Origin of the sequence: Cutibacterium acnes (genome assembly GCF_003030305.1) — a bacterium.
Classification (GTDB): domain Bacteria; phylum Actinomycetota; class Actinomycetes; order Propionibacteriales; family Propionibacteriaceae; genus Cutibacterium; species Cutibacterium acnes.
Genome location: NZ_CP023676.1, coordinates 669,150 through 694,700, shown reverse-complemented (window position 1 = coordinate 694,700; position 25,551 = coordinate 669,150). Strand labels below are relative to the sequence as shown.

The window sequence follows — 25,551 nt, the reverse complement described above, 5'->3', positions numbered from 1 at the left end:
AGCCGGGCACGATCGTTAGTCATCTGCGTCAGCCGACGACGTCCTTGAAACACGCGAGCAGTTCCTGGGCTTCGTCTGCGTTGAGTTCAACAACCAGCCGACCGCCACCTTCGACTGGAACGCGCATGATGATGCCACGGCCCTCCTTCGTGACCTCCATGGGACCGTCACCGGTACGGGGCTTCATAGCTGCCATGTCACTCTTCCTCAATCACTGGGCAGTGGTGCATCTTCCATTATTCCGTATCCGGGCCCGTGGCGTCAGGGATGGGCCTACCCGTATTCGTGAGATCGGGTCCTTGGCCGGTCTCCATCTGGGAAGCCAGACGGTCGAGGAGCTGATCCACCTGACTCATTGAGTAGCCCCGTGGCACCACTGCGAAGCGAACTGAGCGCAGGCTCTCAGCACTCAAATCGCCCTCGGGAAGATCCGGGGCCGGACGGTCATCTACGATTGGCGGGACCTGTCCAAACTTCCCAGACCCCGCCATGACGGCGAGCCCGATGACGATGATGACGACAACAACAAGTAACCATGCCATGTCAGACCTCTCAACGAAAGAATTGGACGACAACCTCGGTTAGGTCATCGCGACGCTAACCACGTGTGCAGCGCCCGGTAGCACTCATCCAGTGAGCCAAGACGACAACACTCATCCACCTGATGAGCGCACAGCGCATTCCCCGGCCCGAAGTTAACAGCCGGTATTCCGAGTTGCCCGAAACGGGCAACGTCGGTCCACCCGTACTTAGGACCCGGTTCCCCGCCCACCGCAGCAACGAAAGACTTCGCCAACGGACGATCGAGCCCTGGTCTGGCGGGAGCCGACAGGTCAAGAACGTTCATCGGCCACTCATGGAAGAGATCCTCCATGTACTGCCGAGCCTGTTCGGTCGTCTTGTCGGGGGCGAACCGATAATTAATCTGAATAGTAGCGGTGGGGGGAATAACGTTACCGGCCACACCGGCGTCGAGCATCGTCGCATTGAGGCCCTCACGGAAGGTCAGCCCGTCAACCTCAACAAACGGGTCCCGTTCTTGCCAGCGGTTGAGACGCTCCAAAACGGCGGACAGATCATGGATCGCATTGTGCCCGACCCACGAACGAGCTGAATGGGCCGCCCGCCCCGGCACCTCAAGGGTGAAACGCATGGTTCCCTGACAACCACCCTCCACCCGGCCATCGGTGGGTTCCATGAGGATGGCGAAGTCACCGTCGATGAGGTCAGGGCGCCAAGAGGCAATCTTCTCCAGGCCGTTGTGCTCGGCCGCGATCTCCTCACACTCATAGAACGCCCAAGTGACATCCCTCACCGGATTCTCAAGGCTCACAGCCAAGGCGAGCGCGACGGCGATACCGCCCTTCATGTCGCACGTGCCCCTACCCACGAGGTAATCCCCGTCCGACCGCTGCTCAATATAGGACGGCAAGTTCTCGACGACCGGAACGGTGTCGAGGTGACCAGCAATGACGACCCGTTCCGAACGCCCAAGGTGAGTACGGGCAACGACAGAGTTACCGAGTCTCGTCACCTCAAGATGCCGATGTGGTGCCAACGTCTCCTCCACAGCATCGGCAATAGGCGCCTCGTGCATGGACACCGACTCGATGTCGACGAGTCGACGAAAGAGCTCGTGCAGGTCGCCCGCCGGCTTCAAGTCCATGCCGGACACCCTACCAGTGTTGCCACGGACCAGTCCGAGGAAAACGTGCGAAAGACGACCCTGAGATTGCTATGGTGAACGCACTTGACACATTACGCATTGCGGCATAGCGAGGTGACAAAATTGGTTCAACGAATGACGGCAAAAGGCCATCACCGACGTCAAAAACTCATCCGATCAGCAGCATCATTGTTGAACAGTGGTGGCCCTAGCGCCGTCACCATGAGAGCTGCAGCACGCATGGCAGATCTCTCACCCTCCTCTACCGTGTATTACTTTGATGACCACGAAGAACTCCTGGCTGAAGCCGCCAAACTCAATATTCGAGCGTGGGCTCACATCGCTGAAACGATTGCGGACGAGGCTGAAAACCATCGCCTCAAAACCGGGGTGGATGACGTGATCGAATACCTGATTCGAGCAATGATCACACGCCCAGCTCCTCTTCTCGGACATTACCTCGAGCTCATCTCAGCAGGAGACAACGAAACCATCTCCAACGCCTACCACGCCGGACGCGGCCGGCTGAACAATGCCATATCACGCATTCTCGCCGTCGCTAACCTCCCCTACCCAGCAGAGCTCGTGATCGCCGTCATTGACGGCGGAATCGTCACAGCGCTGTCTGAGGGACGCGATCCCCATGCAACCGTCGAAGTCCTTCTTCGCCAGCTGATCAGCCTGCCGACACACAAAGCCCCGATGTCACAAGCCCCGCCCACAACGGACTGAGACGGAGTCCCCCTAGACGACCTCACTGAGGTCACGCCCCGTGTGCTCATGCGAAGCGACCATGGCGCACAGGGACAGGAGCGAGACTGCTGTCAGGTACCACGCGGGTGCCAAACGTGAACCAGTCACCCCGATAACCCAAGTACAAACGGCAGACGCCGTACCTCCAAACACGGCATTCGCCAGATTCTGACTCACCGCGAAACCGGTGTATCGAAATTCCGTCGGGAACGACTCGGCCAAGTAACTCGCCATCGTGCCATCATTGGCAGTGAGGAAAAGGCACAACACTCCCTCTGCAAGGCATGCCTTCCACAGCTGTCCAGTTCCCATGACGATGAACAGAGGAACCGAAAAAAGGACGAAGCCCACACTGGCCACAACCAGCATGCGCTTTCGCCCTACATGATCAGAGAGCCAACCCATCACGAAGATTGCCAGCAGGTAGAACAAGAGGCTGATATTCACCGAAAGGAAGGACGCTCGAGAACTGAAACCTAGTTCATTCGACAGATATGTCGGCAGGTAAGTGAGGACGAGATAGAACCCCACCGCATTAAGCGATGCGACTCCGATGCTCACCAATAAAGATCGCTGGTGCTCACGCAAAAGTGTCTTCAATGGCCCAAGCCCCACGGCGGCTCCCGTTTCGCTCTCGCTGAGCTCCTGGTACACCGGGGAATCCTCGAGCTCGAGCCACACGTGGCGAGCCAACAGACCCAGTGGTCCGGCCGCCAGAAAAGGCAACCGCCATCCCCACGTTCCCACCGCCCCCTGCGGCAAACAGCCTGCGATCATCGCAGCGCTCAGGGATCCCATGAGCAGACCCGCCGCCGTCGAAGCTGGGACGATGGACACGTAGCATCCGCGGCGGCAGGCGGGTGCATATTCGGCCAAGAACGTGGCCGCCCCTGCATACTCCCCGGATGCAGAGAAACCTTGAACCATCCGACACACGAGCAGGCCGATGGGCGCGAACGCCCCTGCCACGGCAAAAGAAGGCAAACAACCGATAAGGAAGGATGCGACGGCCATCATGAGGATGGAGACTGAAAGGGACCATCTGCGACCGTATTTGTCCCCCCAGCACCCCCAGAGCACCGCTCCAATCGGGCGGAGTAGGAAGGACAGGGCGAATATGGCGAATGTCTGAACAAGAGCGTCCCTACTTGTTCCTTGGGGGAAGAACACTCTGGAGATTATCACTGCCAAATATGAATACGTGGCATAGTCGAACCACTCCACGAAGTTCCCGAGAAACGAGGCAACAATGACCTTCCTGACGACCCTCGAGCGGTCCTCCGACATCAACACAGCCCCATTTCAACCGCAGTCAGGGACACTTCGCTCGTCCTTCGGCAGGTGATCACGACCGAACAGCTCAAAGACAACAGGACCCGCTCCTCCTAGCACGATCAGGGCCCCACCAATCGAGCTGGTTAAGGTAAGCGACTCGCCCCACACAAGCCACCCTAGCAGGAGTGCGATGACACACTCCCAGTACGCGGTCGTGGAGAGCTCCACGGCTTTCAAGTTCTTTCCCGCCACGACCAACAAACCAATAGCCCCCAGGCCACATACCGCGAATAAGACAATCGCCCACAACCAATTTCTTCCGGTCATAACAGCAACTGGATTAGTTTGGTCTAAGAACACAATCCTCAGTGCCAACACCACCGATGCACCTACTGTACCGAAAACGAAATTCCAGAATCCTCGTATTTCTGAGGGAACGTCACCTCTGTAGCGATAGAAAAATAGTGCCAGGCCATAAAAAACACCCGAACCCAATCCAAACAAATCTCCAAGCGGTTTTCGAGGAAGACCTTCTACAGCGCCGAATTGCAGCCCGAAAGATACCACAGAGCCACCGCCCAGCTGCACCAAACCGACCGTAAGAAGCATGCCCGTGAACACCAGCATGAAGAAAATACCGTTCCGAAGACCCACTCTCTCCTTCAGAAAGATCCTTGCGAGAATCGTCGCGAAGAGCGGACCGGTATAAATGAGGAATACCGCGTTAGCGATCGTCGTCATGAGGGTGGCTGAAACATACAAGGCCAACGATGTGCCTATCGCTAGTCCGCCTCCGACGATGGCCGGTGAGATCCGGATACGGCGAAGCTCAGACCATTTTCCAAGTATGACGATGATAAGCAGAAATCCCAGGACCCCGACCATCATCCTACCAGTGGCCAAAAAATCACCGATGATGTACTTACTGCCCGTCGTGGGATCCACAGGAGTGCTGAGACGCCCGAAAGTACCCACCAGCCCCATACCCGTTGCAGAAAGAAGCATGGACACGAATCCCACTTTCTGGTTCATCGTACCGACGCCTGGAACTTCCTGTTTGACGTTGATGATGCCCGGCTCCATGTCCATGACATGCTCCTTTTTGCTAGGCGTGATACTGCCATATCAGGCCCGGCGGCCCGGTAACGGACAACGCAAGTTCCGTACCGAGCCACCGAGATCCGTCAGTCATGACATGACCACGGGGTTTTCTCACACCAAGGTCGGGTCGTCGACCTGATTCGGGAAATAGTCCTCACAGGTACCTTCGCGATATACATCAGCCGTGGCGCAGTGGAGACCTCCACCGAATGGGTACGCGTCACGGAAGGCGACCGGGATGACGTTCATACCCAGCTTGTCCATCTGCTCCATCTGATGAACTTCCGAAGCCTCGCAGATGACCGTCTTCGGATCAAGTACCAAGCAGTTCATTGATAGCCACACAGACGAGTAGCACAATTCTGGAGGCGTGTCGTGCGCCGGCTGAGCAGCATCAACGATCTGCCAGTCATTGGCCTCGAAGATCTTCCTCTGCTCCTGCGGCAGTGGACGATTCGGGTTGTTGATGATGAGCCCCGGACGAAGCGGCACAAAGGTCGCGTCGATATGGATCGGGTACGGATCCCCAGGGAAATTCACCGCGTGAACGCGGAAATCGGGGTAGTAACGCTTAAACCACTCCATTGACTTCCGGTTCGTCGTCAGACCGTGCTGGATGAAGAGATCCTTACCCATCCGCATGACATCGGCCGCATCCCACATGGGCTCGACCTCCGTCGTGACGAAATCCTTGGCCGCAGTGCGCTCAAGACGCTCTTCGAGCGAAACCCGCTCGTCATAGTAGTTGTGCTTGTAGCTCTTATCGGTGAGACGCGGGCGTGGAGCCTGTGTCCACTTGAATTCCGGATCATCCTCAAAATAGGAGTTCATGAGAGGCCAGTAGGCCAAGTATTCGAAATACCGACAGCGGAACGAATTAGCTGAGGCCATGATTTCGCTGCCAATAGTAAGCAGGATGTCCCGAGGAGGCATGCACGTCATCATCGAGTCGTTACGGAAATCGGGGGTGCCAATGGCCTGATTCCACTGGAGCGGAGTCGGACGATCGACCTGGACTCCGTGCTTCTCGAGAACATCGACAAGATTGTCGAGCTGTGCATTCGCCTTCTCAACCGTCTCGAGCGGACGCGGCCCCCACATCCCTCGCATGGCAGAATCCACCGGAACCTTCTCGGAAGTCGCCGGCTCCTCTGGCGGAATGACGGAGTTATCCGCACGTCCGACGATAACTCGTTTCAGCGGATCCCAGTCGTTCCATGAATTAACAATCTTGGTCATCATTGATCCTTTCCTTGTTTTCCCATTGGCCGGTGCCACCATCTCGAAGGCGCACGCACCGCTATCCTTGTCGAGTCACTTGTGCATCCCGCAAAACTCATCGAGACCACATGGGCCACTCACCGATGAAACAGCAGGGTCGCCGGCGTCTGCGCTCGTCGCCGCCGGGGACACTTCAGTAAATCGGGCACGCACCGACCAGCCACAATCAGAAACTGCGGACTGCTGCGTGTTCATCGATCTCCCCTGCCTCACCGTTGAGGAACCATCACGACGTTTTCAACAATAGCGCAAAGTAATACATGTGTACAAGACCTTCACACAGCTTTCTTAGTTCCGTTTCTCCTCACCGTCTTGTCGGCGCTGCTGGTTAGACTCAGTGCATGACGCAGACGACGACTTCGCAGACCGCCTCGGCCGACCGCCGAGCCTGGGGATGGGGCTTGGCCACCGTCCATGAGGACGGGGGCGTGCTGGATACCTGGTACCCTGAGCCTCAGCTGGGCTGCCCCGACGACTCTTCCGCCCCTGCTGATCTGCACCGAGTAACCGAAGCTGGTCGTGACGCTATCCGCAATGTGCACACTGAGGTGGTGCACACTGTCATCGATCTCGACGCCGCGCCGGTCGACGTTTCCGACGCATATTTGCGCCTGCACCTTCTGTCGTCCCGCTTAGCTATTCCCCGCACCATCAACCTCGATGGCATCTTCGGCGTACTCCCAAACAATGCCTGGACGACGATCGGCCCGATCCGCATGGCCGATCTCGAAAAGGCCCGCATGGAGGCACGCATTGCCCATGCCCCCTTCACCGTTCTTCTGATCGACAAATTCCCGCGCATGGTTGACTTTGTCGTCCCCACTGGTGTGCGCATTGGTGACGCCGACCGAGTCCGCCTGGGGGCTCACCTAGCCGTGGGAACCACCGTCATGCACGAAGGGTTCGTCAACTTCAACGCCGGTACGCTAGGCCACTCGATGGTCGAAGGACGCATCAGCCAGGGTGTCATTGTGGGCGACGGCACCGATATCGGCGGCGGAGCCTCCATCATGGGGACCCTCTCAGGTGGCGGCAAAGAGCGGGTGACAATTGGTCGCGGCTGCCTGCTTGGTGCTGAGGCCGGAATCGGCATTTCCCTGGGTGACAACTGCGTCGTCGAGGCTGGCCTCTACGTCACTGCAGGCACCAAAGTAACTCTGCCTAACGGCAAGGTTGTCAAGGCCTCTGAGCTCTCCGGCGCCAGCGACATCCTCTACATTCGTGATTCAACGACGGGGATCGTCAAGGCGCGCGGCCGCGGTAACCACAAGATCGAACTCAACTCGGATTTGCATCAGAACTGACATGACGAAGCCCTCTCCCCGCCGGACCCGCCCTGCGGCTACGCGACAACGACGTAAACGTCGGTCTGCCAACCCTGTGAGGTCGATTGCCGCCCTCATGGTGGTACTGACGATCCTGGCCGGGCTGGGCTGGGGAGGCTACAAAGTATGGAAGGCCGTCGACCCCTTCGCCACGACGGAGCCTGAGGGTTGCCGAGTGGTGGTCTTAGGCCAGTCCTACGACCTCGATTTAGAGCAATCCCAGAACGCCGCCATCATCACTGCCGAGTCAATCCGCCGTGGCCTTCCGACCCGTGCGGCCGCCATCGCTCTGACAACGGCTATGCAGGAATCAAAGCTACGCAATATTGACTACGGGGATCGCGACTCCCTCGGGTTATTCCAACAGCGTCCCTCCCAGGGGTGGGGAACCGCCAAGCAGATCATGGATCCGTGGTATTCGTCGGGAAAGTTCTACGGGGAACTGGTGAAGTTCAGCAACTGGAAGACCGTCAGTATCAATGACGCCGCCCAGCAAGTACAGCGATCCGGATATCCCGAGGCCTACCGCAAACATGAGCCGCTAGCGAAGGCATGGGCTTCAGCACTCACGGGTCATTCTCCCTCAGCATTGACCTGCATCAATAGATCCTCCAAGACGACAACCGTTCAGGAACTCGCCCGCACGGCACGTAGGGCACTTGCACCGAAGGTCGCCACCCAAGTAACTGGCCCAACGGTGACATTTACCGCTACTGACCCGGTACTTGTGCGCGCGGCAGTGGCGTTGACGATGGCAAGCACGAGCCTGGGGCCAATCGACCGCGCGACGGTCGCAACGACGAGCTGGAGAGCAGACTCCGAGCATTACGCCTCATGGGGCGCGGCCGCCGGTCCCTCAGCGAGCCCAGCTGCCAGCGGGACGGGCTGGGTCTCCGGCACCGTCACCGCTCGGAGCTAGTCAAGGCTGTATCCGCTGGGCGGCGGCATTAATCCTCTCGTCGGTAGCCGTCAGTCCGATACGGACATGGTCGGAACCACCGGCAACGTAAAAATCACCGGGAGAACAGAGAATTCCCAGATCGGCTAGTCGATCCAGAGTAACCCGGCAGTCCTCGTCGTGAGTCGCCCACAGGTACAGCGACCCTTCGGAAAGGTCGATACGGAAGCCGGCCTTCTCCAAAGCTGGCTTCAGGACATTGCGACGTAGCCGGTACCGCTTCACTTGCTCAAGCACATGGGAGCGATCTGCCAGGGCAGCCTGCATAGCAGCTACCACCGGGGCTGGAATCATGAGTCCCGAGTGCTTACGCACGGTGAGTAGCTCACTGGTCAACTCAGCATCCCCAACGGCAAACCCCGCGCGGTAGCCGGCCATATTCGATCGCTTGGACATCGACAGGCAGGCCAGTAAGCCGGTGACGTCACCGCTGTTGACTCTCTCGTCTAGGACCGAAACCGACTCCCCTTCCCAGACAAACTCGCCATAGCACTCGTCGGAGGCCAGCACAGCCCCCGTGCTGCGCGCCAGATCCACCCATGCTTTCATCTCGTCAAGGTCGAGGACGCGACCTGACGGGTTGGCCGGGGAATTAATCCAGATAAGGTCAGGTGCGACATCGACCTCGTCAGGCTCATTAACGGCAACAATCTTGGCCCCAGCAAGCTGAGCACCAACCCGGTAGGTCGGATAGGCGCACGCTGGTATGACGATGGTCGAATCCGGCCCCAGTCCAAGCTGGCCAGGCAGGGAGGCCACCAACTCTTTGGTCCCGATAACTGGCAGAACGCTAGTCTCCTCAAGGCTGGCGGGCGCACCCCAGACCTGTTTCATGTGATCCAGGATTCCGGCTCGCAGGGCAGGAGTCCCCCACACCTGCGGGTAACCGTGAGCGTCACCAGCCGCCGTAAGCGCCGCGATGGCAACGCCCGGGGCGGGATCGACCGGCGTACCCATCGACAAATCGACGATGCCGTCGGGATGGGACTGAGCCTTACGCCTGGCCTCGGCGATGGTATCCCAAGGAAAGGTAGGCAGGCTGGCAGAGACGTTACGGCGACTCATTCGCCCTGTGGGGGCAGGGTTTCGACGGCCGGGTGGTCCTTGTGGGTCGGGCCAAGCCGCGCAGCACCGCCCGGGGATCCCAGCTCGTTAAAGAACTCGGCGTTGATGTCAAGGAACTTCTCCTGGTCGCCGGGCAGGTCATCCTCGTAGTAGATAGCCTCGACGGGGCACACGGGCTCACAGGCACCGCAATCAACGCACTCCTCAGGGTGAATATAAAGGCTACGCTCACCCTCGTAAATGCAGTCGACAGGGCACTCTTCGACGCAAGCACGATCCTTGACGTCCACGCAGGGCAGACCGATGACGTAGGTCACGTCTTCTCCTTGTTCCGGCCCTAACAAGGGGCCTGATAGACATTCACGGTTATCATAGTGCCGCCTCGCGACACTCACCCCCAGCATGCAACGATGCCCACGACCGTCAGTCAGTCGCGGGCATCGAAAACAGGTTGCGGCGCCGTCAAAGAGCAGCTACCAGAGCGTCAACGCTTGCCTTCGCATCACCGAAGAGCATCCGGGTGTTATCGGCGAAGAACAACGGGTTCTCCACACCGGCATATCCGGGCTTCATGGAGCGCTTGAAAACAACCACCTCATGGCCTTCCCAGACGTGGAGCACTGGCATACCCGAAATCGGGGTACCAGGATCCATAGCGGCAGGGTTAACGGTGTCGTTGGCGCCAATGACCAGGACAACGTCAGCGTCGGCGAAGTCGTCATTGATCTCGTCCATCTCCATGACGATGTCGTAGGGGACGTGGGCTTCGGCGAGCAACACATTCATGTGACCGGGCAGACGGCCGGCTACCGGATGGATCGCGAACTTAACGTCCACACCATTGTCGCGCAGCTTCTTAGCCAATTCGGCGACTGGGTACTGGGCCTGAGCCACGGCCATGCCGTATCCGGGAGCAATAATGACCGAGGACGCTTCAGACAGCTGGGAAGCCAACTCGTCAGCCTTGATCTCAGTGATCTCCCCCGCAGGACCCTCACCCTCAACCGCCGGGGCATCGCCAAAACCACCGAGGATGACCGACACGAAAGAGCGGTTCATAGCCTTGCACATGATGTAGGACAGGATGGCGCCGGAGAAGCCGACGAGGGCACCGGTGACGATAAGCACCGGGATGTGCAAACTAAATCCGGAGAAGGCAGCTGCCCAACCGGAGTAGCTGTTCAGCATCGAAATGACGACTGGCATATCCGCGCCACCGATAGCGGCGACGAGGTGGAAGCCGAGGAACAGCGAGGCCAGAGTCAGTAGCGCCAGCGGCAGCCACGCAATACCACCAGAAACATTGGAGAACCAGATACCGCAGGCGATGATAACGACCAGCAGACCAAGGTTGATCCAATTACGACCTGGCAGGGTCAGTGGCTTTGAAGCGACTTTGCCCGAGAGCTTGCCCCAGGCCACCAGCGATCCCGTGAAGGTAAGAGCGCCAATGAAGATGCCAATCCAGATCTCGGAAAGCTGGAAGGTGCTGGCACCGGTTCCCTCCTCAGCGAACGCGTTGAACCCGATAAGTACAGCGGCCAGACCGACGAAGGAGTGCAGCTGAGCGATGAGCTCAGGCATTCCGGTCATCTCGACCTTAACGGCCTTCCACACGCCGAAAGCGCCGCCAATAAGCATCGGGATGAAGAGCAAAACGATGGATACCGGCGAGTATCCCGGCAACTTCACCAGAGCGACGATCGTCGCGACAATCGCGATGACCATGCCGAGAATGCCATAGGCATTACCCTTCTTAGAAGTCTCAAATTTAGACAGACCGGCCAGGGCAAAGATGAACAGTAGGCCTGCGACGATGAAGGATGCGTTGACGAAATTCACCAACGACCCGGCCAACGGGGCAATAAGAAGTGTTGACGTCATGGATCAGGCCTTCCTGAACATCTTGAGCATGCGCTGGGTGACCGTGAAGCCGCCAAAGATGTTGATACTGGCAATAAGCACAGTCAACGCGGCGACAATCCGGATACCCCACGATTCACTGCCGAGTTGGGTGATCGCACCAACGATGATGATGCCGCTGATAGCGTTCGTGACACTCATAAGCGGGGTGTGGAGTGCGTGGGTGACGTTCCACACCACGTAGTAGCCAACGACGACCGCGATGGCGAAGGTGCCAAACAAGGCTACGAATTCCATCGGGGAGAAGGTCAACAGGGCAATCAGCGCGATCGACAGCACTGCGACGATGCCGAAGGTCTGCGGCCACGGGCGCGGCTTTTTCTCCGGGGTGGCCGGAGCACTGGCAATCTCGGCTTTGGCGACAGGCTTGGGCGCGGCAGCGACCTGTACCGGAGGTGGAGGGAAAGCCACCTGACCTTCGTGGCACACCGTCATAGTGCGGATGACCTCGTCGTCAAAGTTAAGGACGAGCTCGCCGTTCTTTTCCGGGGTGGCCAGTTTAAGCAAATTGACGAGGTTGGTGCCGTAAAGCTGGCTGGCCTGACCAGGCAGGCGAGACGGCAGATCAGTGTAACCAATAATCGTCACACCGTTATCGGTGACATAGGACTCACCGGGGCGAGTCAACTCGCAGTTGCCACCCCCTAGGGCAGCAAGGTCAACGATGACGCTGCCAGGCTTCATCGCGTAGACCATCTCGGCAGTGATGAGTTTGGGGGACGGCTTGCCAGGGATAGCAGCCGTGGTGATGATGACATCGTCCTTGCCAGCCTGTTCCATGTACAACTCGGCGGCGCGGGCGTTGTAGTCGTCGCTCGTCTCTTTGGCGTAGCCGTCAGAACTGACGCCTTGGTCAGAATCTCCGGTTCGCACGTGTAGGAAGGTGGCGCCCATCGACTGCACCTGCTCAGCGGTCTCGGGGCGGACATCGGTGGCGTAAACCTCGGCACCCATCGAATTGGCGGCGCCCAGTGCAGCCAAACCGGCGACGCCAGTACCGATGACGAAGACTTTGGCCGGCGGAACCTTGCCTGCCGCAGTGACCTGGCCACCGAAGGTGCGTCCGTAGGCGAATGCCGCCTCGACGACGGCGCGGTAACCGGAGATATTGGCCATCGAAGACAGTGCGTCCATCGACTGGGCGCGCGAAATGCGCGGGACCATATCCATGCTGAGACCGGTGACGCCAGCTGCGGCCAGCTTCTCGGTAAGGGCGAGGTCCTGGCGGGGATGGAGAAAGGTGACGAGGACGGCTCCTGCGCGCATGAGGGAGATCTGGTCGTCGGTGGGTTCGTTGACGGCCAGTACGAGGTCAGCCTTCCACGCCTCCCCCGGTTCGACAATCCTTGCTCCGGCCTCTTCATACGCGCGGTCAGGCTGAGCAGCATGCTCGCCAGCTCCGGCCTCGACGACCACCTCGTAGCCGAGTTTGAGTAGGGCGGGAACAGTCGTCGGAGTCGCGGCGACCCGATTCTCACCTGGGAGTAACTCCCGTGGGATTCCGATGATCATGATGGTGACTTTACGGCCAAACGTCCTTACCCACGACACCGGGGTTGCACGTTTCCCCAGATTGGGGGCTATGTGGAGTGAAAAATGGCGCACCCCACTTGCAGTAACCCACCGCATCTTCGAAGGAAATCAGCTGCTCGGATGAGGCCCCTTGAGGTCAGAAGCCGGGTCCAAGGCTGCGGCTGGGCAAGGGGCTGACCCCACTGGTCCTGAGACGGTTCTGGGAATCCGGGTTATCCATAACCAGTGGTATCAGACATCGCCCCTACAGTGAGCAGGCCACAGCGGTGACCGCCCGAGGCGAGTGTTCCACTAGGCAGATACCCGCCGTAGTCCCCTACTTGGTCACTATCGTTACCGTCCATGGACGTCAACATCCGCACCATGGAGGAGCGCGATCTTCCTGCCGCAAGCCGCATCTACAACCAGAGCGCCGTAGCAACCACCTACTCTTACACAGTGGTCAACACCAACGTCGAGGACCGTCTGTCCTGGTGGCGCGAACTGATAGCCGATAGCAGACCACTCCTGGTAGCAGAGGTCGACGGAACAATGGCGGGATACGCCAATTACCACCGTTTCCGCGAGGGTGGCGGGTACGACGTCACAGCGGAGGTGACGATCTGGCTCGATCCCCAGGCGCGAGGACAAGGGGTGGGACGCAAACTCATGACCGAGCTCATCCGCCGCGCCCGTGCAGATGATCGCCTGCGCAACCTCCTGTCGGTGATCGATTCGGACAATGAGCGCAGCATCAGTTTCCACTCGGCGATGGGCTTCGTCGAAGTCGGGCGACTGCCGCACATCGCGTACAAACTAGGCAACTGGCGTACTGCAGTGCTCATGCAATTAACTCTTGATTGATCGTTGTCGGTCACGTCGCCACCGACCAGGCCCGCCACCGGTCCCACACCGCATGGCGATGTCGGCTGCGGCATCGCTAAGGTTGCTCTATGACCGCGTACCATGCTGACGCCAGTGACCTCGAAGGCAAAGAGATCCTCACCTGGGAGACCTTCGGTGACGCCGCCGAAGAATTAGCTGCCCGGATTCATCATTCGGGGTTCGATCCCGAGATCCTCATCGCCGTGGCACGCGGCGGCATGATCCCTGGCGGAGCCCTCACGTATTCCCTCGGGGTCAAACTCACCGACGCCATCAATGTCGAGTTCTACACCGACGTCCAGGAAACCCTCCCCGATCCCGTTCTGTTGGCCCCGATGCTTGACACCGAATCCATCAGGAACAAGCGAATTCTGATCGTCGACGACGTTGTTGATTCCGGTCGCACCCTGGCCCTGGTACTCGAGTTGCTGCGCGGCTTCGAAGCCGACGTCCGCTCGGCGGTGCTCTATGCCAAGCCCACGACCGTCATCAACCCGGACTTCGTGTGGAAAGCCACGGACAAGTGGATCGTGTTTCCCTGGAGCGCGAAACCTCCGGTCGGTCAACGTTGAGCGCGAAACCTCCCGTTGCTCAACGCTGACTTCGACAGCACGGATCCGACTGCGACGACCACCTCGTGGAAGGACACTGCTCCCGGATCAGGCGTTCCCAGCGACTTGTCCCCCAGCGGGCGCGCCCGACCGACCGTGGCTGTCACCTCGGAGGTCGCCTGAGCTGCCATGTCGGCAGCATGACAGGCTGATTCCCAAGCCTGCGGCAGCGGATCAGACGAGGACTCGAGGGTCGTGACGAAGGGGTCCATGGCATCAACCATCGTTTTATCGCCGACGCTAGCCCCTCCCAGCCGGATAACAGCGTCGAGGGCTGCTCGAGCCGCCCGAGGGATGGTGTCCTCGCCTGCCGGGTCCTCGTCACCAAGTACCGCTCCGATGGCGGTCAGCACTGCTCCCCATAACGCATCTGAGGTCCCTCCAGCATGCTCAGACCATGCTGAGCCGGCCGCATTGAGAGTCGTTGCCGCACCGGCACCGTCCCCGCTCACCCGTCGTGCCTCGGCAAGGGCAGCCCGGGACCCACGTGCCATGCCAATACCGTGGTCACCGTCGCCAGCCACAGAATCGAGACGGCCCAACTCGCTACTGCGTTCCGACAACCTCGTCGCCACCACTTCCAGAGCTTCGACGATAACGCCCGCAAGACTCCGGGAAGCTCGAGATCCCGGGTTAGCAACCATGACCCGCTCAACCTCCTGGGGCAGCGGCGTGGTATCAAAATCCACCTGACCGACAGTTCCGCGTCGGTACGCGGGAGTGTCGCATGCTGCCAACCACAACGGCTCGATGACGTCGTCGAGCCACACCAGAGTCAGGGAGACTCCGGCCATGTCGAGGCTGGTGACAAATTCTCCCACCTGCGGATCGACAATTGCCAGGCCAGCTTTCTCAAGATGACGGCTGATGTCATTCCACAGTACGAAGAGCTCCTCGTATTTAGTACTGCCCAGCCCGTTAACGATCGGCACCACTCGAGTCCCAGGATTCTCGGGCCGGTCAGCCAGCAATCTGTTAACGAGCATGGCAGCCACCTCGTCTGCGGTGCCCAAGGTCTCATCGTGAATGCCGGGCTCACCGTGGATCCCCATGCCCACGCCCATCTGGCCTGCCTCGACTCGGAATAGAGGCTCGTCGGCTCCCGGCAAAGTGCAGCCTGCAAAGGCCACTCCGAGGGACCGAGTGCGATCGTTAACCCGGTCAAATATCGCGACGACCTCGTCAATGTCCCGGCCCTCCTCACAGGCCGCCGCTGTGACCTTGAAGACCGGCAGGTCGCCAGCAATTCCCCGACGCTTGAGATGGTCCGGCGCCGAAGCAATGTCGTCAGTAACGAGCAGGCAACGCGCGTCGATCCCCTCGCTACGAAGCCGCTCTGCTGCTTGCCCAAAGTGCAGGACGTCCCCGGCGTAGTTGCCGAATCCAATGAGGAGCCCGGCGCCACGATCAGCGGCTTTGCACACTGCATAAGCCTGGGAGGCCGAGGGAGAGGAGAAGATGTTCCCGCACACAGCACCATCAGCGAAGCCAGGACCGACCCAACCTGCAAAGGCCGGGTAATGTCCCGATCCCCCACCGACGACGAGGGCAACCTTGCGATCGGTACGGGCGGCGCGAACAACTCCCCCGAATACCGGCCTCAGATGGTTCGGGAAAGCGCTGACAAGCCCCGCGACCGCCTGAGATGGGAAATTATCGGGATTATTCACAAGTCGGGTCATATCTGGGTCTCCTGTCATCATCGTCGATGGTGTTTTCCCCATGTCACATGGTAATTGGCGCCTGCGCAGCCTGCCCGACGTAACAGAAATGCGACACTAGAACTGACGAAGGAGATCACATGACGCACACCATGCCAGCTCTAGTTCTCAATGGCCCCGGAGACGTCCAGGTAGCCGAAAAACCCATACCCACGCCTGGTCCCGGAGAGGTCGTGCTGGCCGTCGAGGCGACGACAATCTGCGGCACCGACCTACGCATCATTTCCGGTGAGAAAACCGCCGGGGTGCGCCCCGGGGTCACCCTCGGTCACGAGATCGCCGGAAGGATCGCCTCCCTCGGCGAGGGGGTGGAAGGACTGGTTGTCGGGCAACAGGCAACTATCTCCATCGTCGTCTCCTGCGGCACCTGCCGGGCTTGCCTCGCAGGACGGGAGCACTTATGTAGCCACTGCGAGCTCGTCGGTTACGGCCTTGATGGTGGCCTCGCGCCGTGGTTGTGTGTGCCAGCCCAAGCGGTCTCTCGCGGCAACATCATCCCGGTAGCTACGGAGATACCAGCTACGCGGCTGGCCCTGGCGGAACCTCTCTCCTGTGTTCTTAACGGACATCGCCGTCATGGCGGGGTGAACCCTGGGGAGACTGTTGTCATCATCGGCGGCGGGGCTATCGGCCTGCTTCATACCGCGCTCAACCTGGCATGCGGGGCTGGGCGAGTCATCCTGTGTGAGAAGCACGCGGATCGACGCGACCGCGCCGCAGCCATGGGAGCGGTGACGACCTGTCCGGAACACCTTTCCGAGGTTGTCACCGAGCACACCGGCGGATACGGGGCCGAGCTTGTCATCGTCGCTATCGGTCGTAACGAATTGACCGAGGAATCCCTTAACCTCGCGGCCCCGGGCGGACGCGTGAGCTGGTTTGCTGGTTTCCCCAAAGGATCAACGACGACCATCACCCCCAATACGGTGCATTACCAAGAGCTGACGATCTCCGGAGGATCGAATGCCAGTCGAGCAGACGTTCACCGGGCGGTCGACATGCTCGGACGGGGAAATATCGACGAAACCCCCATTGTCACTCACACTTTTGGCCTGTCCCAGTGGACCGAAGCTGTTGACGCCGTGCGCGGTCACGTCGGTGTCAAGATCGCTATCGATCCCCGCCGTTAAGTCGCACCCCGTCACGCAGCGACTGCCGCCTCACAATCTCACCGAGAGGACCCCAGCATCCGGGTTGCCGAATCGGTGCGCTGTCATCGAGACCGACTGCTCTCGCAGGAAAGGTAGAAGTTCAACCTGTGGGGCACTGGTGACCTCGTTGGCCCACAAGGCTAAATCGGGATCACCGTCAGCCTCATCGGCAGCGCGGGAGGGATTACCACCGACGAGCCGTACTCGGCTAGCCCCTAGGCTGGCGTACCAGTCCTCGTCGCTAGCAGTGGTGACGGCCACACCGACCGAACGCAACGCCCGGCCCAACCCTTCGCCAAGACTCGGGTCCAGGCACACCGAGATATTGTCGCCGGCAGCCAGGAGTCCCGCAGCAACAACGCGAGCGACATCAACCAGTTTGGCGTCAGCACAGCCTCTTACCTGTGTCGAGGCCGGGCGATACCTCAAGATGTTGCGCTCTTTTTCCAGCCCGCCAACGTCGATAGAACGTCCAAACCACTCATCCCACTCGCGAGCATCGCGGGCGACCGCGTCAAGAAGCCAGGCACGCTCGTCACGAGTAACCAACCCCTCGATGTGGCCGACGAACTGCTCGACCAGAGCACAGGGACGGTCTGCCGGAGTCGGGGCCGACACCTCAGCTCGACGCCAAGTCCCCAACACCTGTAAATAGTGGTAGCCACCGGCCTTGGCACCTGGACCGACCGCTGAACGCTTCCAACCACCGAAGGGTTGGCGACCGACGATGGCTCCCGTGATGCTCCGGTTGACGTAGAGGTTTCCAGCATTGGCCCTCTCGGCCCAGAACTCGATCTCGGCGGGGTCCAGAGAGTGCAGGCCGGCCGTCAAACCGAAAGCGGTGCCGTTCTGATACGCGATAGCGGTGGCTAAGTCAGGAGCGTACATAATTCCGGTAATCGGGCCGAAGTACTCAGTGAGGTGGTACGGATCCCCCGGTTTGATGCCACTGCGCACGCCGGGAGACCAGTACCGGCCTTCCTCGTCGATGCGCACCGGTTCCAGGGCCCATTCCTGGCCCGGGTCAAGCTTCGTCAAACCATCGAGCAATTTGCCGCTGGCGGGCTCGGCAAGCGGACCCATCTGGGAGCGCAGGTCCGACGGCGATCCCACCCGAATTGAGGAGGCGGCGTCAAGGATCTGGTGGCGCAATCGCTGAGACCGATAGGCCTGACCCACCAGGATAATGAGCGATGCTGCCGAGCACTTCTGTCCGGCATTGCCGAAAGCCGACTTGATGATGTCGGCTGCGGCCAAGTCGTAGTCAGCGTTCTCTGTGACGATAATGGAGTTCTTGCCACTAGTCTCGGCCAGCACTGGCAGGTCATGACGCCACGACCGGAACAGCTTGGCCGTTTCCCAAGCTCCCGTGAGGATGACCCGATCGACCTCGGGGTGGCTCACCAGGTGTTTACCAGCCTCATTTTCCTCAACATCGACGAGCTGCAGAACGTCCCGCGGGATCCCAGCCTCCCACAGGCATTCAGAGATGACGGCAGCACAGTGGCGGGCCTGTGGAGCGGGCTTGAGTAGTACTGACGATCCGGCGGCCAGAGCGGCAAGGGTGGATCCGGCGGTAATAGACAGGGCGAAGTTCCACGGCGGGGTGACGACGGTCACTCGTGGCGGCACAAACTGGGCACCGTCGACGCCCTCGAGCTCCTCGGCTCGGTCGACATACCAAGCAGCAAAGTCGATAGCCTCAGAAACCTCGACGTCACCTTCGGCCAGGATCTTGCCGGTCTCAGCACCGGCCACTGCCAAAAGGTCGCCCCGGCGAGTAGCGAAAGCGTGCGTCACCGTGCGCAGTATTTCGGCACGTGCGTTCCCGCCACGCCCAGCCCAGGAGTGTTGAGCCTCAAGGGCGGTGGCAATGACGGCATTAACCTCGGCAATGGTGTCGAGGTGGTTGTTTGCCAGGGTGGACTCCCCCAGCTCACAGCCCTTCATCTTCTCGGCAACCTCACCGGCCCAGACGCGGATATTGGGCAGAGAGGGATCAGAGTCAGTGGACTGGACAAACCCATTGGAAAGATCCGGCGCCCGATCAGGCTCTTGCTCACGACGAGGCTTCGGCACTTCTCGAGTAATCCCAGCCACTGCAGTGCGGAGCCTCGCCTCTTCGCGAGCGAAAAGTTGGGAATCGTGGCCGAGCTGAAAAATAGCCGACATGAAGTTTTCACTAGCAGCATTCTCTTCTAGCCGACGTACCAGATAGCTGATCGCCACATCAAAGTGGGCAGGATCGACAACCGGCGTGTAGAGCAGCAGCCCACCAACATCAGCTCCGATGCGTTCAACCTGGTCAGGAGCCATGCCGAGCAGCATCTCGAATTCGACCCGGTCGCGAACCCCACGATGCTCACAAAGCAGCTTCGTCAGTGCAATGTCAAAGAGATTGTGGCCAGCGACGCCATACCGCACCGAATGGGTACGTTCGGGAGTCAGCGCCCAGTCCAGAATTCGTTTGTAGTTGGTGTCAGTGGCAAGTTTGGAAGGCCACGGGGTCTGCTGCCACCCGTGAATCTCGGCATCTACCTTCTCCATCGCGAGATTGGCGCCCTTGACCAACCGCACTTTGATCCCCGCCCCACCGGCAGCGGTACGACGGTCAGCCCACTCAACAAGACCTTGCAGAGCGGACAGCGAGTCGGGCAGGTAGGCCTGAAGGACAATGCCAGCCTCCACATGACGCAATTCGGGGCGGTCAAGGAGCTTCTGGAAGACTTCCATTGTCAGATCAAGGTCGTGATATTCCTCCATGTCGAGGTTGATGAACTTCGGCTTCGGGGAGTTCTCAGCCAAGTGGTACAGCGGCAGCAGCTGCTCAACGACCTCGTCGACCGTCGCCTTGTGAGCCCATAAGTCGAGCTGGTTGACGACAGCCGAAATCTTGATCGAGACGTAGTCAACATCCTCGCGGGCCAGTAGAGCCATCGTCCCTTCGAGGCGGGATGCCGCCTCGCGATCGCCCAACACAGCTTCGCCCAGGAGGTTGAGGTTAAGCCTGACACCCGCACTCCGCAGTGCTTTGAGGGTGCGAGTCAACTGTGCCGGTCGCGCATCAACGACGAGATGGCCCACCAGCTGCCGCAAGGCATGGCGTGCAGCTGGGACGACGACGTTAGGAGCTACGGGGGCCATTCGTCCGCCTGCCCGCACCGCCACCTGCAGTGCAGCAGGCAGAAAAGAACAATCCACCTTTGCCAGTTCCGCAAGATTCGCCGCTGCGGTGCGAGCGTCCTCAGGGCGGACAACCCGATCTATAAAGGCCAGAGTGAAAGGCAGACCAGCCGGGTGGGACAGCACGTCGGAGAGCAATCCCGCAGCGATCTGTGCACGATCTGTCCGTCGCTTCGATGCACCGTTGGCATCTCGTAACCAGGTGTGGACTTGGTCAACCGCCTCGTCAGCCAGGTCAGCAGGGCGTGGGGATGGGGAGCCCCAAGTATCAGCGTCGATGCTCATGACATGACTGTAGCCCGAGCAGACAACAACGCACGTACACAGCCCAACGATGTAAGAATATCGCTGCGAATACCTCGAGAGGACAGCTCATGACGCAGACCGCCACCAAAACGAATGCGACGACGCACAAGGGCATCGAGACAACCGGAATCGAGATCGTCAAAGAATCACAGCGCACCGCACGGCCCCAGGACCTTTTCCTTCCCTGGTTCGCCTCAAATGTCTCGGTCTTTGGCATGAGCTATGGAGCCTTCATGTTGGGATTCGGGGTGTCCTTCTGGCAGGCGATAGCCGCCACCCTCGTCGGCGTCATCGTCTCTTTCGGGTTCTGCGGCATTATCGCGATCGCCGGTAAACGCGGCTCCGCACCAACGATGGTGCTGTCTCGGGCAGCCTTTGGTACCCAGGGCAACAAGATCCTTGGGGTCATCTCCTGGATGACCTCGATTGGTTGGGAAACATCTCTCGCTATTACAGCCGTCTTAGCGACGACGACGATCTTCCGCCGACTGGGCTGGAGCTCCGGGAACTCGGTCAAGATCTGCGCCACTATCATCGTGGCCTTTCTCATTGTCGGCGGTGCTGTGGCTGGTTATCACATCATCATGAAGTTGCAGGCCGTTTTGACCTGGATTACCGGTATCCTTACCGTGATTTATCTAGTGATGGCGGTCAGCCATATCGACTGGCACGCCGCAACATCTTTGCCTGCGGCATCCTTCCCAGCCTTCGTCGGCACGCTCACCCTCATCATGACTGGCACCGGGCTGGGCTGGACGAATATCGCTGCCGACTGGTCACGTTACCAGTCGCGCACATCTCCCGGGTTCGCCATCGCCTTCTGGAATGTCTTTGGGGCCTCTTTGCCGCTCGTCATCCTCATTACCGGTGGATTGCTCTTAGCTGCATCCTCAAAAAATCTATCCGACGCCATTGGGGCCGATCCCATTGGCGCGCTAGCAACCATCCTGCCGACGTGGTTCCTCATCCCGTTCTTGTTGGCTGCGATCCTCTCCCTGTTGGCCGGTGCCATCAACGGCATCTATTCGTCTGGACTCACCTTGCTCACCCTGGGAATCCGAGTCCCACGCCCAGCAGCTTCTCTCATTGACGGGACGATTCTCACCATCGGGACCCTGTACGTCGTCTTCGTGGCTCCGAACTTTATCTCCCCCTTCCAGTCCTTCTTGGTGACGCTGGGTGTGCCGCTCTCAGGATGGACCGGCATCATGATGGTCGATATCACCCTGCGCCGCCGTCCCTACGACGAGGCCGATCTCTTCAATGGCTCTGGGCGCTACGGTCATTTCGACCCCATCTCAATCATCACCTTCGTCATCGTGACCGTCATCGGGTGGGGATTGGTCGTCAACACCTACGAGGGCGTCAATTGGAACGACTGGCAGGGATTTCTGCTTGGGCCCATTGGATTGGGTGGGCGTGAAGGTGATTGGGCCCACGCCAACCTTGGAGTATTCGGGGCCCTCGTCCTCGGCTATGTTGTTACCCTCATCGCCCGGCGCGGCACCGTGCGTCGTCAGGAGTCACGATGAGCCAGACGTGGCTAATTGTCATTGACCCCCAGACAATCTTCGCGTCCCCCACGTCCCCGTGGGGCTCTCCTGCCTTCCCCACTATCATCGACCCGATAGATCGCATGGTCGCTGCCTTCCATGGCCGAACCATCGTGACGCGCTGGATTCCCACGGCTACTCGCTGTGGATCTTGGTGTGACTACTTCGACCGCTGGACCTTTGCAGACCGTCCCGCAAATGACCCGATATTCGACCTTGTCGATGAAGCTCAGCCATGGGCAGAACGACCGACGATCGATGTCGCCACCTTCGGCAAGTGGGGATCTCAGCTGTCAGCCGTGACCGGTGAACACCCCCACCTCCTGCTAGCCGGCGTTTCGACCGACTGTTGCGTCATCACGACAGCCTTGGCCGCCGCCGATGCTGGGGCTTGGGTAAAAGTTGTGTCTGACGCCTGCGCCGGATCCGCACCGGATAACCACGAGGCGGCCTTGACCGTCATGGATCTGTATTCCCCTCAGATCGACGTCGTGACCAGTTCGCAAGTCCTTGCGACCCTCGCCTAAGGCTGTAGATAACCGATTTTCTTGGTCATCCTGGCTTCTTTGGACGCCCTGACTTGCCGATGCGCTTCATGAATACGACAATGGTTATCACTTGCGTACTGGAAAGGGACCATCACACATGCATCGACATCTTCTGGCCATTGCCACTCTCAGCGCCTGTGCTCTGGCAATGGCAGGCTGCTCCAACTCCGGGCCGGACTCGGGATCCGGCCCGTCCGCCAGTTCTGACAAGGTTGACGTCGTCGCTTCGACTAACGTCTGGGGCTCGGTCGCCCAGGCGATCGGCGGGGACAAGGTCAATGTGCACTCCATCATCGACAGCCCCGATCAGGACCCGCACGACTACGAAGCCACCGCCAAGGACAAGCTCGCCTTCTCGAAAGCCAAGATCGCCATTACTAACGGCGGCGGCTATGACGACTGGGCTACCAAACTCGTGAAGAGCACCAGTCCCCAGGCGGACTTCATTGACGCTGTCGAGACCTCTGGCCTCAAGAAACCCGGCGACAAGGAATTCAACGAACATGTCTTCTACTCGATCGATAGCGTTCGCAAGGTGGCCAAGGTCGTTGAGTCTGATTTGGTCAAGACCTCGCCGGATAACAAGTCCACCTTCGAAACCAACCTCAAGGACTTCGAGTCCAAGCTCACCGACCTCAAGGCCCGTGCCACCAAGGTCGGTAAAAAGCATCCACATAGCACCGCTATCGCCACCGAGCCGGTAGCCGGCTACTTACTTGAGGACATGAAGATCAAGAACATCACCCCTGACGAGTTCGTCGAACAGTCTGAAACTGAGGCCGGTCCATCCACCAAGGTCGTTCACGAGACCACCGACCTGCTGACCCAGAAGAAAGCTTCCATCCTTCTCGTCAACGGCCAAACCAGCGACGACGTCACCAAGGCCCTCCAGAAGGCTGCCAGTAAAGCAAACGTCCACGAGGTCGGCGTCTGGGAGACCTTCCCGGAGGGCGTCGACAACTACCCAGACTTCATTGGCAAGGCCATCGACTCCATCGACAAGGGCTTAGCTTGACACTCGTGACATCACATCATTCTGACACCGCCGGGACGACGATGAGGATCGAGCCTGCCAGGCTCACCGACGCCAAGGTCGCCTTCGGGAACCGGGTGCTGTGGTCGGGACTCAATCTCATTGTCGAACCCGGCGAATTTATCGCCGTTCTGGGCCCCAACGGGGTGGGTAAGACCACCCTGTTACGAGTCCTGTTAGGGCAGATTCCGCTAACGGCCGGGACCGCTATGGTCGCTGGCCGTCCGGTGCGCCGCGGTTCGACCCATATCGGCTACGTCCCTCAGCAACGATCCCTCGAGACGACTGCTCCCATCCGTGGGCGCGACCTCGTCGGGATGGGAATTGACGGGCACAAGTGGGGGTTCGGCTGGTTTAGCCGGTCGCGGCGGCGCCGTATTGACGAAGCCATCGCCTCAGTCGGCGCCACAGCCTTCGCTAATGCGCCGCTGACGATGATGTCGGGTGGTGAGCAGCAGAGATTGCGTATCGCCCAGGCGCTCGTTACTAATCCTCAGTTGTTGCTGTGTGACGAACCGCTGTCCAGCCTCGACCTGCGCCACCAGCAAGAGGTCACCCGACTCATCGACAATGCGCGCCGGACCCGCAACCTCGGGGTGCTCTTCGTCACCCACGAGATCAACCCCGTGCTGCCCTACGTCGACCGGGTGGTCTACGTCGCGGGCGGCAAGGTTCGCGTTGGCACTCCCGACGAGGTGCTGCGATCGGACGTTCTCAGCGAAATGTATGGGTCCCACGTCGAGGTGTTCCATCGCGGTAATCGCATCATTGTCCTTGCTGACGAAGAGCGCTCGACCCACCTGCATGCCCCGGGCCGACGAATCTGAGGAAATGGGCTGACATGGTTTTCTCCACAATTATCAATTTCGACAGCTTCAGCCAATTGGTGCCGCTAGTCCGCGGATCGATCATTGCCGGGATCATCCTCGGTGTGCTTGCAGGCCTTATCGGCCCGATGATCCATGCTCGAGATCTAGCCTTCGCTATCCACGGCACGTCGGAGCTTTCCTTCGCAGGTGCTGCGGTGGCCCTGTTCTTCGGAGCATCGGTGACCAAAGGCGCCGTCGTCGGATCCCTCGTAGCTGCCCTCATCCTGGGACTACTGGGTGTCAAAGCAGCAGAACGCAATGCCTCTATCGGCATCATGCTGCCTTTCGGCATGGGAATTGGTGTGCTCTTCTTGAGCCTGTACAAAGGCAGGTCGTCCAATAAATTCGGCCTACTTACAGGACAGATCGTCGCAGTGGATACCACGGAATTGAGCACCCTCGTCGTCGTAGCGATCTTCGTAGCAGTGTGTCTGGGTATTATCTGGAGACCATTATTCTTCGCCTCAGTGGATCCTGAAGCCGCCAAGGCGCGCGGGGTCCCAATGCGGTTCCTATCGATTGTTTTCATGCTGCTGCTCGGCCTCACTACAGCTATGGCAGTACAGCTTGTCGGTGCCCTGCTGGTACTGAGTCTGCTCATCACTCCGACGGCCGCTGCTGCCAAAGTAACGGCCCATCCATTGGCGATGTCGTTGCTATCTATCGTGTTTGCAACGGTCTCTGCCGTCGGAGGAATCATGCTGTCGTTGGGGCCAGGCTTGCCTATTAGCCCCTACGTAACGACGGTAAGCTTCCTCATTTACCTCGTGTGTCTAGGGTTGGGAGCTATTCGTCAGCGCCGTGGCTGGAGCCGCCGAATCGTCTGATATCC

General features: G+C 59.5%; 24 protein-coding genes. 12 read left to right on the top strand and 12 right to left on the bottom strand.

Features of this window, described 5'->3' with window-relative positions; translation table 11 throughout:
* Positions 1 to 28: 28 nt before the first annotated feature.
* Genes CPA42_RS03500 through dapE form a run of 3 tightly spaced genes read right to left on the bottom strand, consistent with a single transcriptional unit; the run spans position 29 to position 1,666 of the window.
* Positions 29 to 196 carry a DUF3117 domain-containing protein gene (locus CPA42_RS03500; RefSeq protein WP_002514062.1) on the bottom strand — a complete coding sequence of 56 codons (168 nt, stop codon included), beginning with the start codon at positions 194 to 196 and terminating at the stop codon, positions 29 to 31.
* Between the two features lie 40 nt (positions 197 to 236).
* Positions 237 to 542 carry a DivIVA domain-containing protein gene (locus CPA42_RS03495; protein WP_002515185.1) on the bottom strand — a complete coding sequence of 102 codons (306 nt, stop codon included), beginning with the start codon at positions 540 to 542 and terminating at the stop codon, positions 237 to 239.
* A 44-nt stretch (positions 543 to 586) separates the two neighbouring features.
* Positions 587 to 1,666, bottom strand: coding sequence for a succinyl-diaminopimelate desuccinylase (gene dapE, locus CPA42_RS03490; RefSeq protein WP_002515125.1), 1,080 nt, complete (start codon positions 1,664 to 1,666; stop codon positions 587 to 589).
* Between the two features lie 123 nt (positions 1,667 to 1,789).
* On the opposite strand from dapE, the gene CPA42_RS03485 reads away from it, so the two are divergent.
* Complete coding sequence (locus CPA42_RS03485; RefSeq protein WP_002515116.1) at positions 1,790 to 2,398, top strand: TetR/AcrR family transcriptional regulator; 609 nt, start codon at positions 1,790 to 1,792, stop codon at positions 2,396 to 2,398.
* A 12-nt stretch (positions 2,399 to 2,410) separates the two neighbouring features.
* Here the strand turns inward: CPA42_RS03485 and CPA42_RS03480 are convergent, their stop codons facing one another.
* From CPA42_RS03480 to CPA42_RS03470, 3 genes are all read right to left on the bottom strand, one after another.
* Positions 2,411 to 3,706, bottom strand: coding sequence for an MFS transporter (locus tag CPA42_RS03480; protein ID WP_002519187.1), 1,296 nt, complete (start codon positions 3,704 to 3,706; stop codon positions 2,411 to 2,413).
* A gap of 15 nt (positions 3,707 to 3,721) precedes the next feature.
* Positions 3,722 to 4,783 carry a DMT family transporter gene (locus tag CPA42_RS03475; RefSeq protein WP_002518131.1) on the bottom strand — a complete coding sequence of 354 codons (1,062 nt, stop codon included), beginning with the start codon at positions 4,781 to 4,783 and terminating at the stop codon, positions 3,722 to 3,724.
* A gap of 123 nt (positions 4,784 to 4,906) precedes the next feature.
* Positions 4,907 to 6,037: a serine/threonine protein kinase gene (locus CPA42_RS03470; RefSeq protein ID WP_002515213.1), complete on the bottom strand. Its 1,131-nt coding sequence runs from the start codon at positions 6,035 to 6,037 to the stop codon at positions 4,907 to 4,909.
* On the opposite strand from CPA42_RS03470, the gene CPA42_RS03465 reads away from it, so the two are divergent.
* The 3 genes from CPA42_RS03465 to CPA42_RS03455 all read left to right on the top strand — a co-directional run bounded on the left by CPA42_RS03465 (position 6,027) and on the right by CPA42_RS03455 (position 8,320).
* Positions 6,027 to 6,323 carry a hypothetical protein gene (locus CPA42_RS03465; RefSeq protein ID WP_002519188.1) on the top strand — a complete coding sequence of 99 codons (297 nt, stop codon included), beginning with the start codon at positions 6,027 to 6,029 and terminating at the stop codon, positions 6,321 to 6,323. The genes CPA42_RS03470 and CPA42_RS03465 overlap by 11 nt on opposite strands.
* A gap of 94 nt (positions 6,324 to 6,417) precedes the next feature.
* Positions 6,418 to 7,380 carry a 2,3,4,5-tetrahydropyridine-2,6-dicarboxylate N-succinyltransferase gene (dapD, locus tag CPA42_RS03460; RefSeq protein ID WP_002515195.1) on the top strand — a complete coding sequence of 321 codons (963 nt, stop codon included), beginning with the start codon at positions 6,418 to 6,420 and terminating at the stop codon, positions 7,378 to 7,380.
* 1 nt (position 7,381) lies between these two features.
* Positions 7,382 to 8,320 carry a hypothetical protein gene (locus CPA42_RS03455; protein WP_002515118.1) on the top strand — a complete coding sequence of 313 codons (939 nt, stop codon included), beginning with the start codon at positions 7,382 to 7,384 and terminating at the stop codon, positions 8,318 to 8,320.
* Here the strand turns inward: CPA42_RS03455 and dapC are convergent, their stop codons facing one another.
* The 4 genes from dapC to CPA42_RS03435 all read right to left on the bottom strand — a co-directional run bounded on the left by dapC (position 8,321) and on the right by CPA42_RS03435 (position 12,859).
* The gene (gene dapC / locus CPA42_RS03450) at positions 8,321 to 9,424 is read right to left on the bottom strand and encodes a succinyldiaminopimelate transaminase (RefSeq protein WP_002515121.1); all 1,104 of its coding nucleotides are present in this window, start codon (positions 9,422 to 9,424) and stop codon (positions 8,321 to 8,323) included. It lies immediately after the preceding gene.
* Positions 9,421 to 9,741: a ferredoxin gene (gene fdxA / locus CPA42_RS03445; RefSeq protein WP_002515134.1), complete on the bottom strand. Its 321-nt coding sequence runs from the start codon at positions 9,739 to 9,741 to the stop codon at positions 9,421 to 9,423. Before fdxA ends, dapC begins: the two co-directional genes overlap by 4 nt.
* Before the next feature lie 145 nt (positions 9,742 to 9,886).
* On the bottom strand, positions 9,887 to 11,308 hold the full coding sequence (locus CPA42_RS03440; RefSeq protein ID WP_002515155.1) for an NAD(P)(+) transhydrogenase (Re/Si-specific) subunit beta: 1,422 nt from the start codon (positions 11,306 to 11,308) through the stop codon (positions 9,887 to 9,889).
* A 3-nt stretch (positions 11,309 to 11,311) separates the two neighbouring features.
* Positions 11,312 to 12,859 carry a Re/Si-specific NAD(P)(+) transhydrogenase subunit alpha gene (locus CPA42_RS03435; protein ID WP_002515208.1) on the bottom strand — a complete coding sequence of 516 codons (1,548 nt, stop codon included), beginning with the start codon at positions 12,857 to 12,859 and terminating at the stop codon, positions 11,312 to 11,314.
* Positions 12,860 to 13,222: 363 nt separating this feature from the next.
* Here CPA42_RS03435 and CPA42_RS03430 point away from each other — a divergent pair, with 363 nt between their 5' ends.
* Together CPA42_RS03430 and CPA42_RS03425 are read left to right on the top strand one after the other, a co-directional pair.
* Positions 13,223 to 13,723 carry a GNAT family N-acetyltransferase gene (locus tag CPA42_RS03430; RefSeq protein ID WP_002515156.1) on the top strand — a complete coding sequence of 167 codons (501 nt, stop codon included), beginning with the start codon at positions 13,223 to 13,225 and terminating at the stop codon, positions 13,721 to 13,723.
* 89 nt (positions 13,724 to 13,812) lie between these two features.
* Positions 13,813 to 14,316 (top strand): phosphoribosyltransferase, encoded by a 504-nt coding sequence (locus CPA42_RS03425; RefSeq protein WP_002515194.1) that lies wholly within the window; start codon positions 13,813 to 13,815, stop codon positions 14,314 to 14,316.
* Here CPA42_RS03425 and CPA42_RS03420 read toward each other — a convergent pair.
* The gene (locus tag CPA42_RS03420) at positions 14,307 to 16,037 is read right to left on the bottom strand and encodes a dihydroxyacetone kinase family protein (protein WP_002515142.1); all 1,731 of its coding nucleotides are present in this window, start codon (positions 16,035 to 16,037) and stop codon (positions 14,307 to 14,309) included. The genes CPA42_RS03425 and CPA42_RS03420 overlap by 10 nt on opposite strands.
* Positions 16,038 to 16,156: 119 nt before the next feature.
* Between CPA42_RS03420 and CPA42_RS03415 the strand changes: the two genes are divergently transcribed.
* A complete protein-coding gene (locus CPA42_RS03415; protein ID WP_002515123.1) occupies positions 16,157 to 17,206 on the top strand; it encodes a zinc-dependent dehydrogenase in 1,050 nt (349 codons plus the stop codon).
* A 30-nt stretch (positions 17,207 to 17,236) separates the two neighbouring features.
* Here the strand turns inward: CPA42_RS03415 and CPA42_RS03410 are convergent, their stop codons facing one another.
* Positions 17,237 to 20,695 (bottom strand): bifunctional proline dehydrogenase/L-glutamate gamma-semialdehyde dehydrogenase, encoded by a 3,459-nt coding sequence (locus tag CPA42_RS03410; protein ID WP_002515153.1) that lies wholly within the window; start codon positions 20,693 to 20,695, stop codon positions 17,237 to 17,239.
* 89 nt (positions 20,696 to 20,784) lie between these two features.
* Between CPA42_RS03410 and CPA42_RS03405 the strand changes: the two genes are divergently transcribed.
* The 5 genes from CPA42_RS03405 (at position 20,785) to CPA42_RS03385 (ending at position 25,546) form a co-directional block, all read left to right on the top strand.
* A complete protein-coding gene (locus CPA42_RS03405; protein ID WP_002519192.1) occupies positions 20,785 to 22,248 on the top strand; it encodes a purine-cytosine permease family protein in 1,464 nt (487 codons plus the stop codon).
* Positions 22,245 to 22,796: a cysteine hydrolase family protein gene (locus tag CPA42_RS03400; protein ID WP_002515200.1), complete on the top strand. Its 552-nt coding sequence runs from the start codon at positions 22,245 to 22,247 to the stop codon at positions 22,794 to 22,796. The genes CPA42_RS03405 and CPA42_RS03400 overlap by 4 nt, the downstream gene beginning before the upstream one ends.
* A gap of 118 nt (positions 22,797 to 22,914) precedes the next feature.
* A complete protein-coding gene (locus CPA42_RS03395; RefSeq protein WP_002515119.1) occupies positions 22,915 to 23,832 on the top strand; it encodes a metal ABC transporter solute-binding protein, Zn/Mn family in 918 nt (305 codons plus the stop codon).
* A 41-nt stretch (positions 23,833 to 23,873) separates the two neighbouring features.
* Positions 23,874 to 24,677, top strand: coding sequence for a metal ABC transporter ATP-binding protein (locus tag CPA42_RS03390; RefSeq protein WP_002519194.1), 804 nt, complete (start codon positions 23,874 to 23,876; stop codon positions 24,675 to 24,677).
* A 14-nt stretch (positions 24,678 to 24,691) separates the two neighbouring features.
* On the top strand, positions 24,692 to 25,546 hold the full coding sequence (locus tag CPA42_RS03385) for a metal ABC transporter permease (RefSeq protein ID WP_002515209.1): 855 nt from the start codon (positions 24,692 to 24,694) through the stop codon (positions 25,544 to 25,546).
* Positions 25,547 to 25,551: the final 5 nt, after the last annotated feature.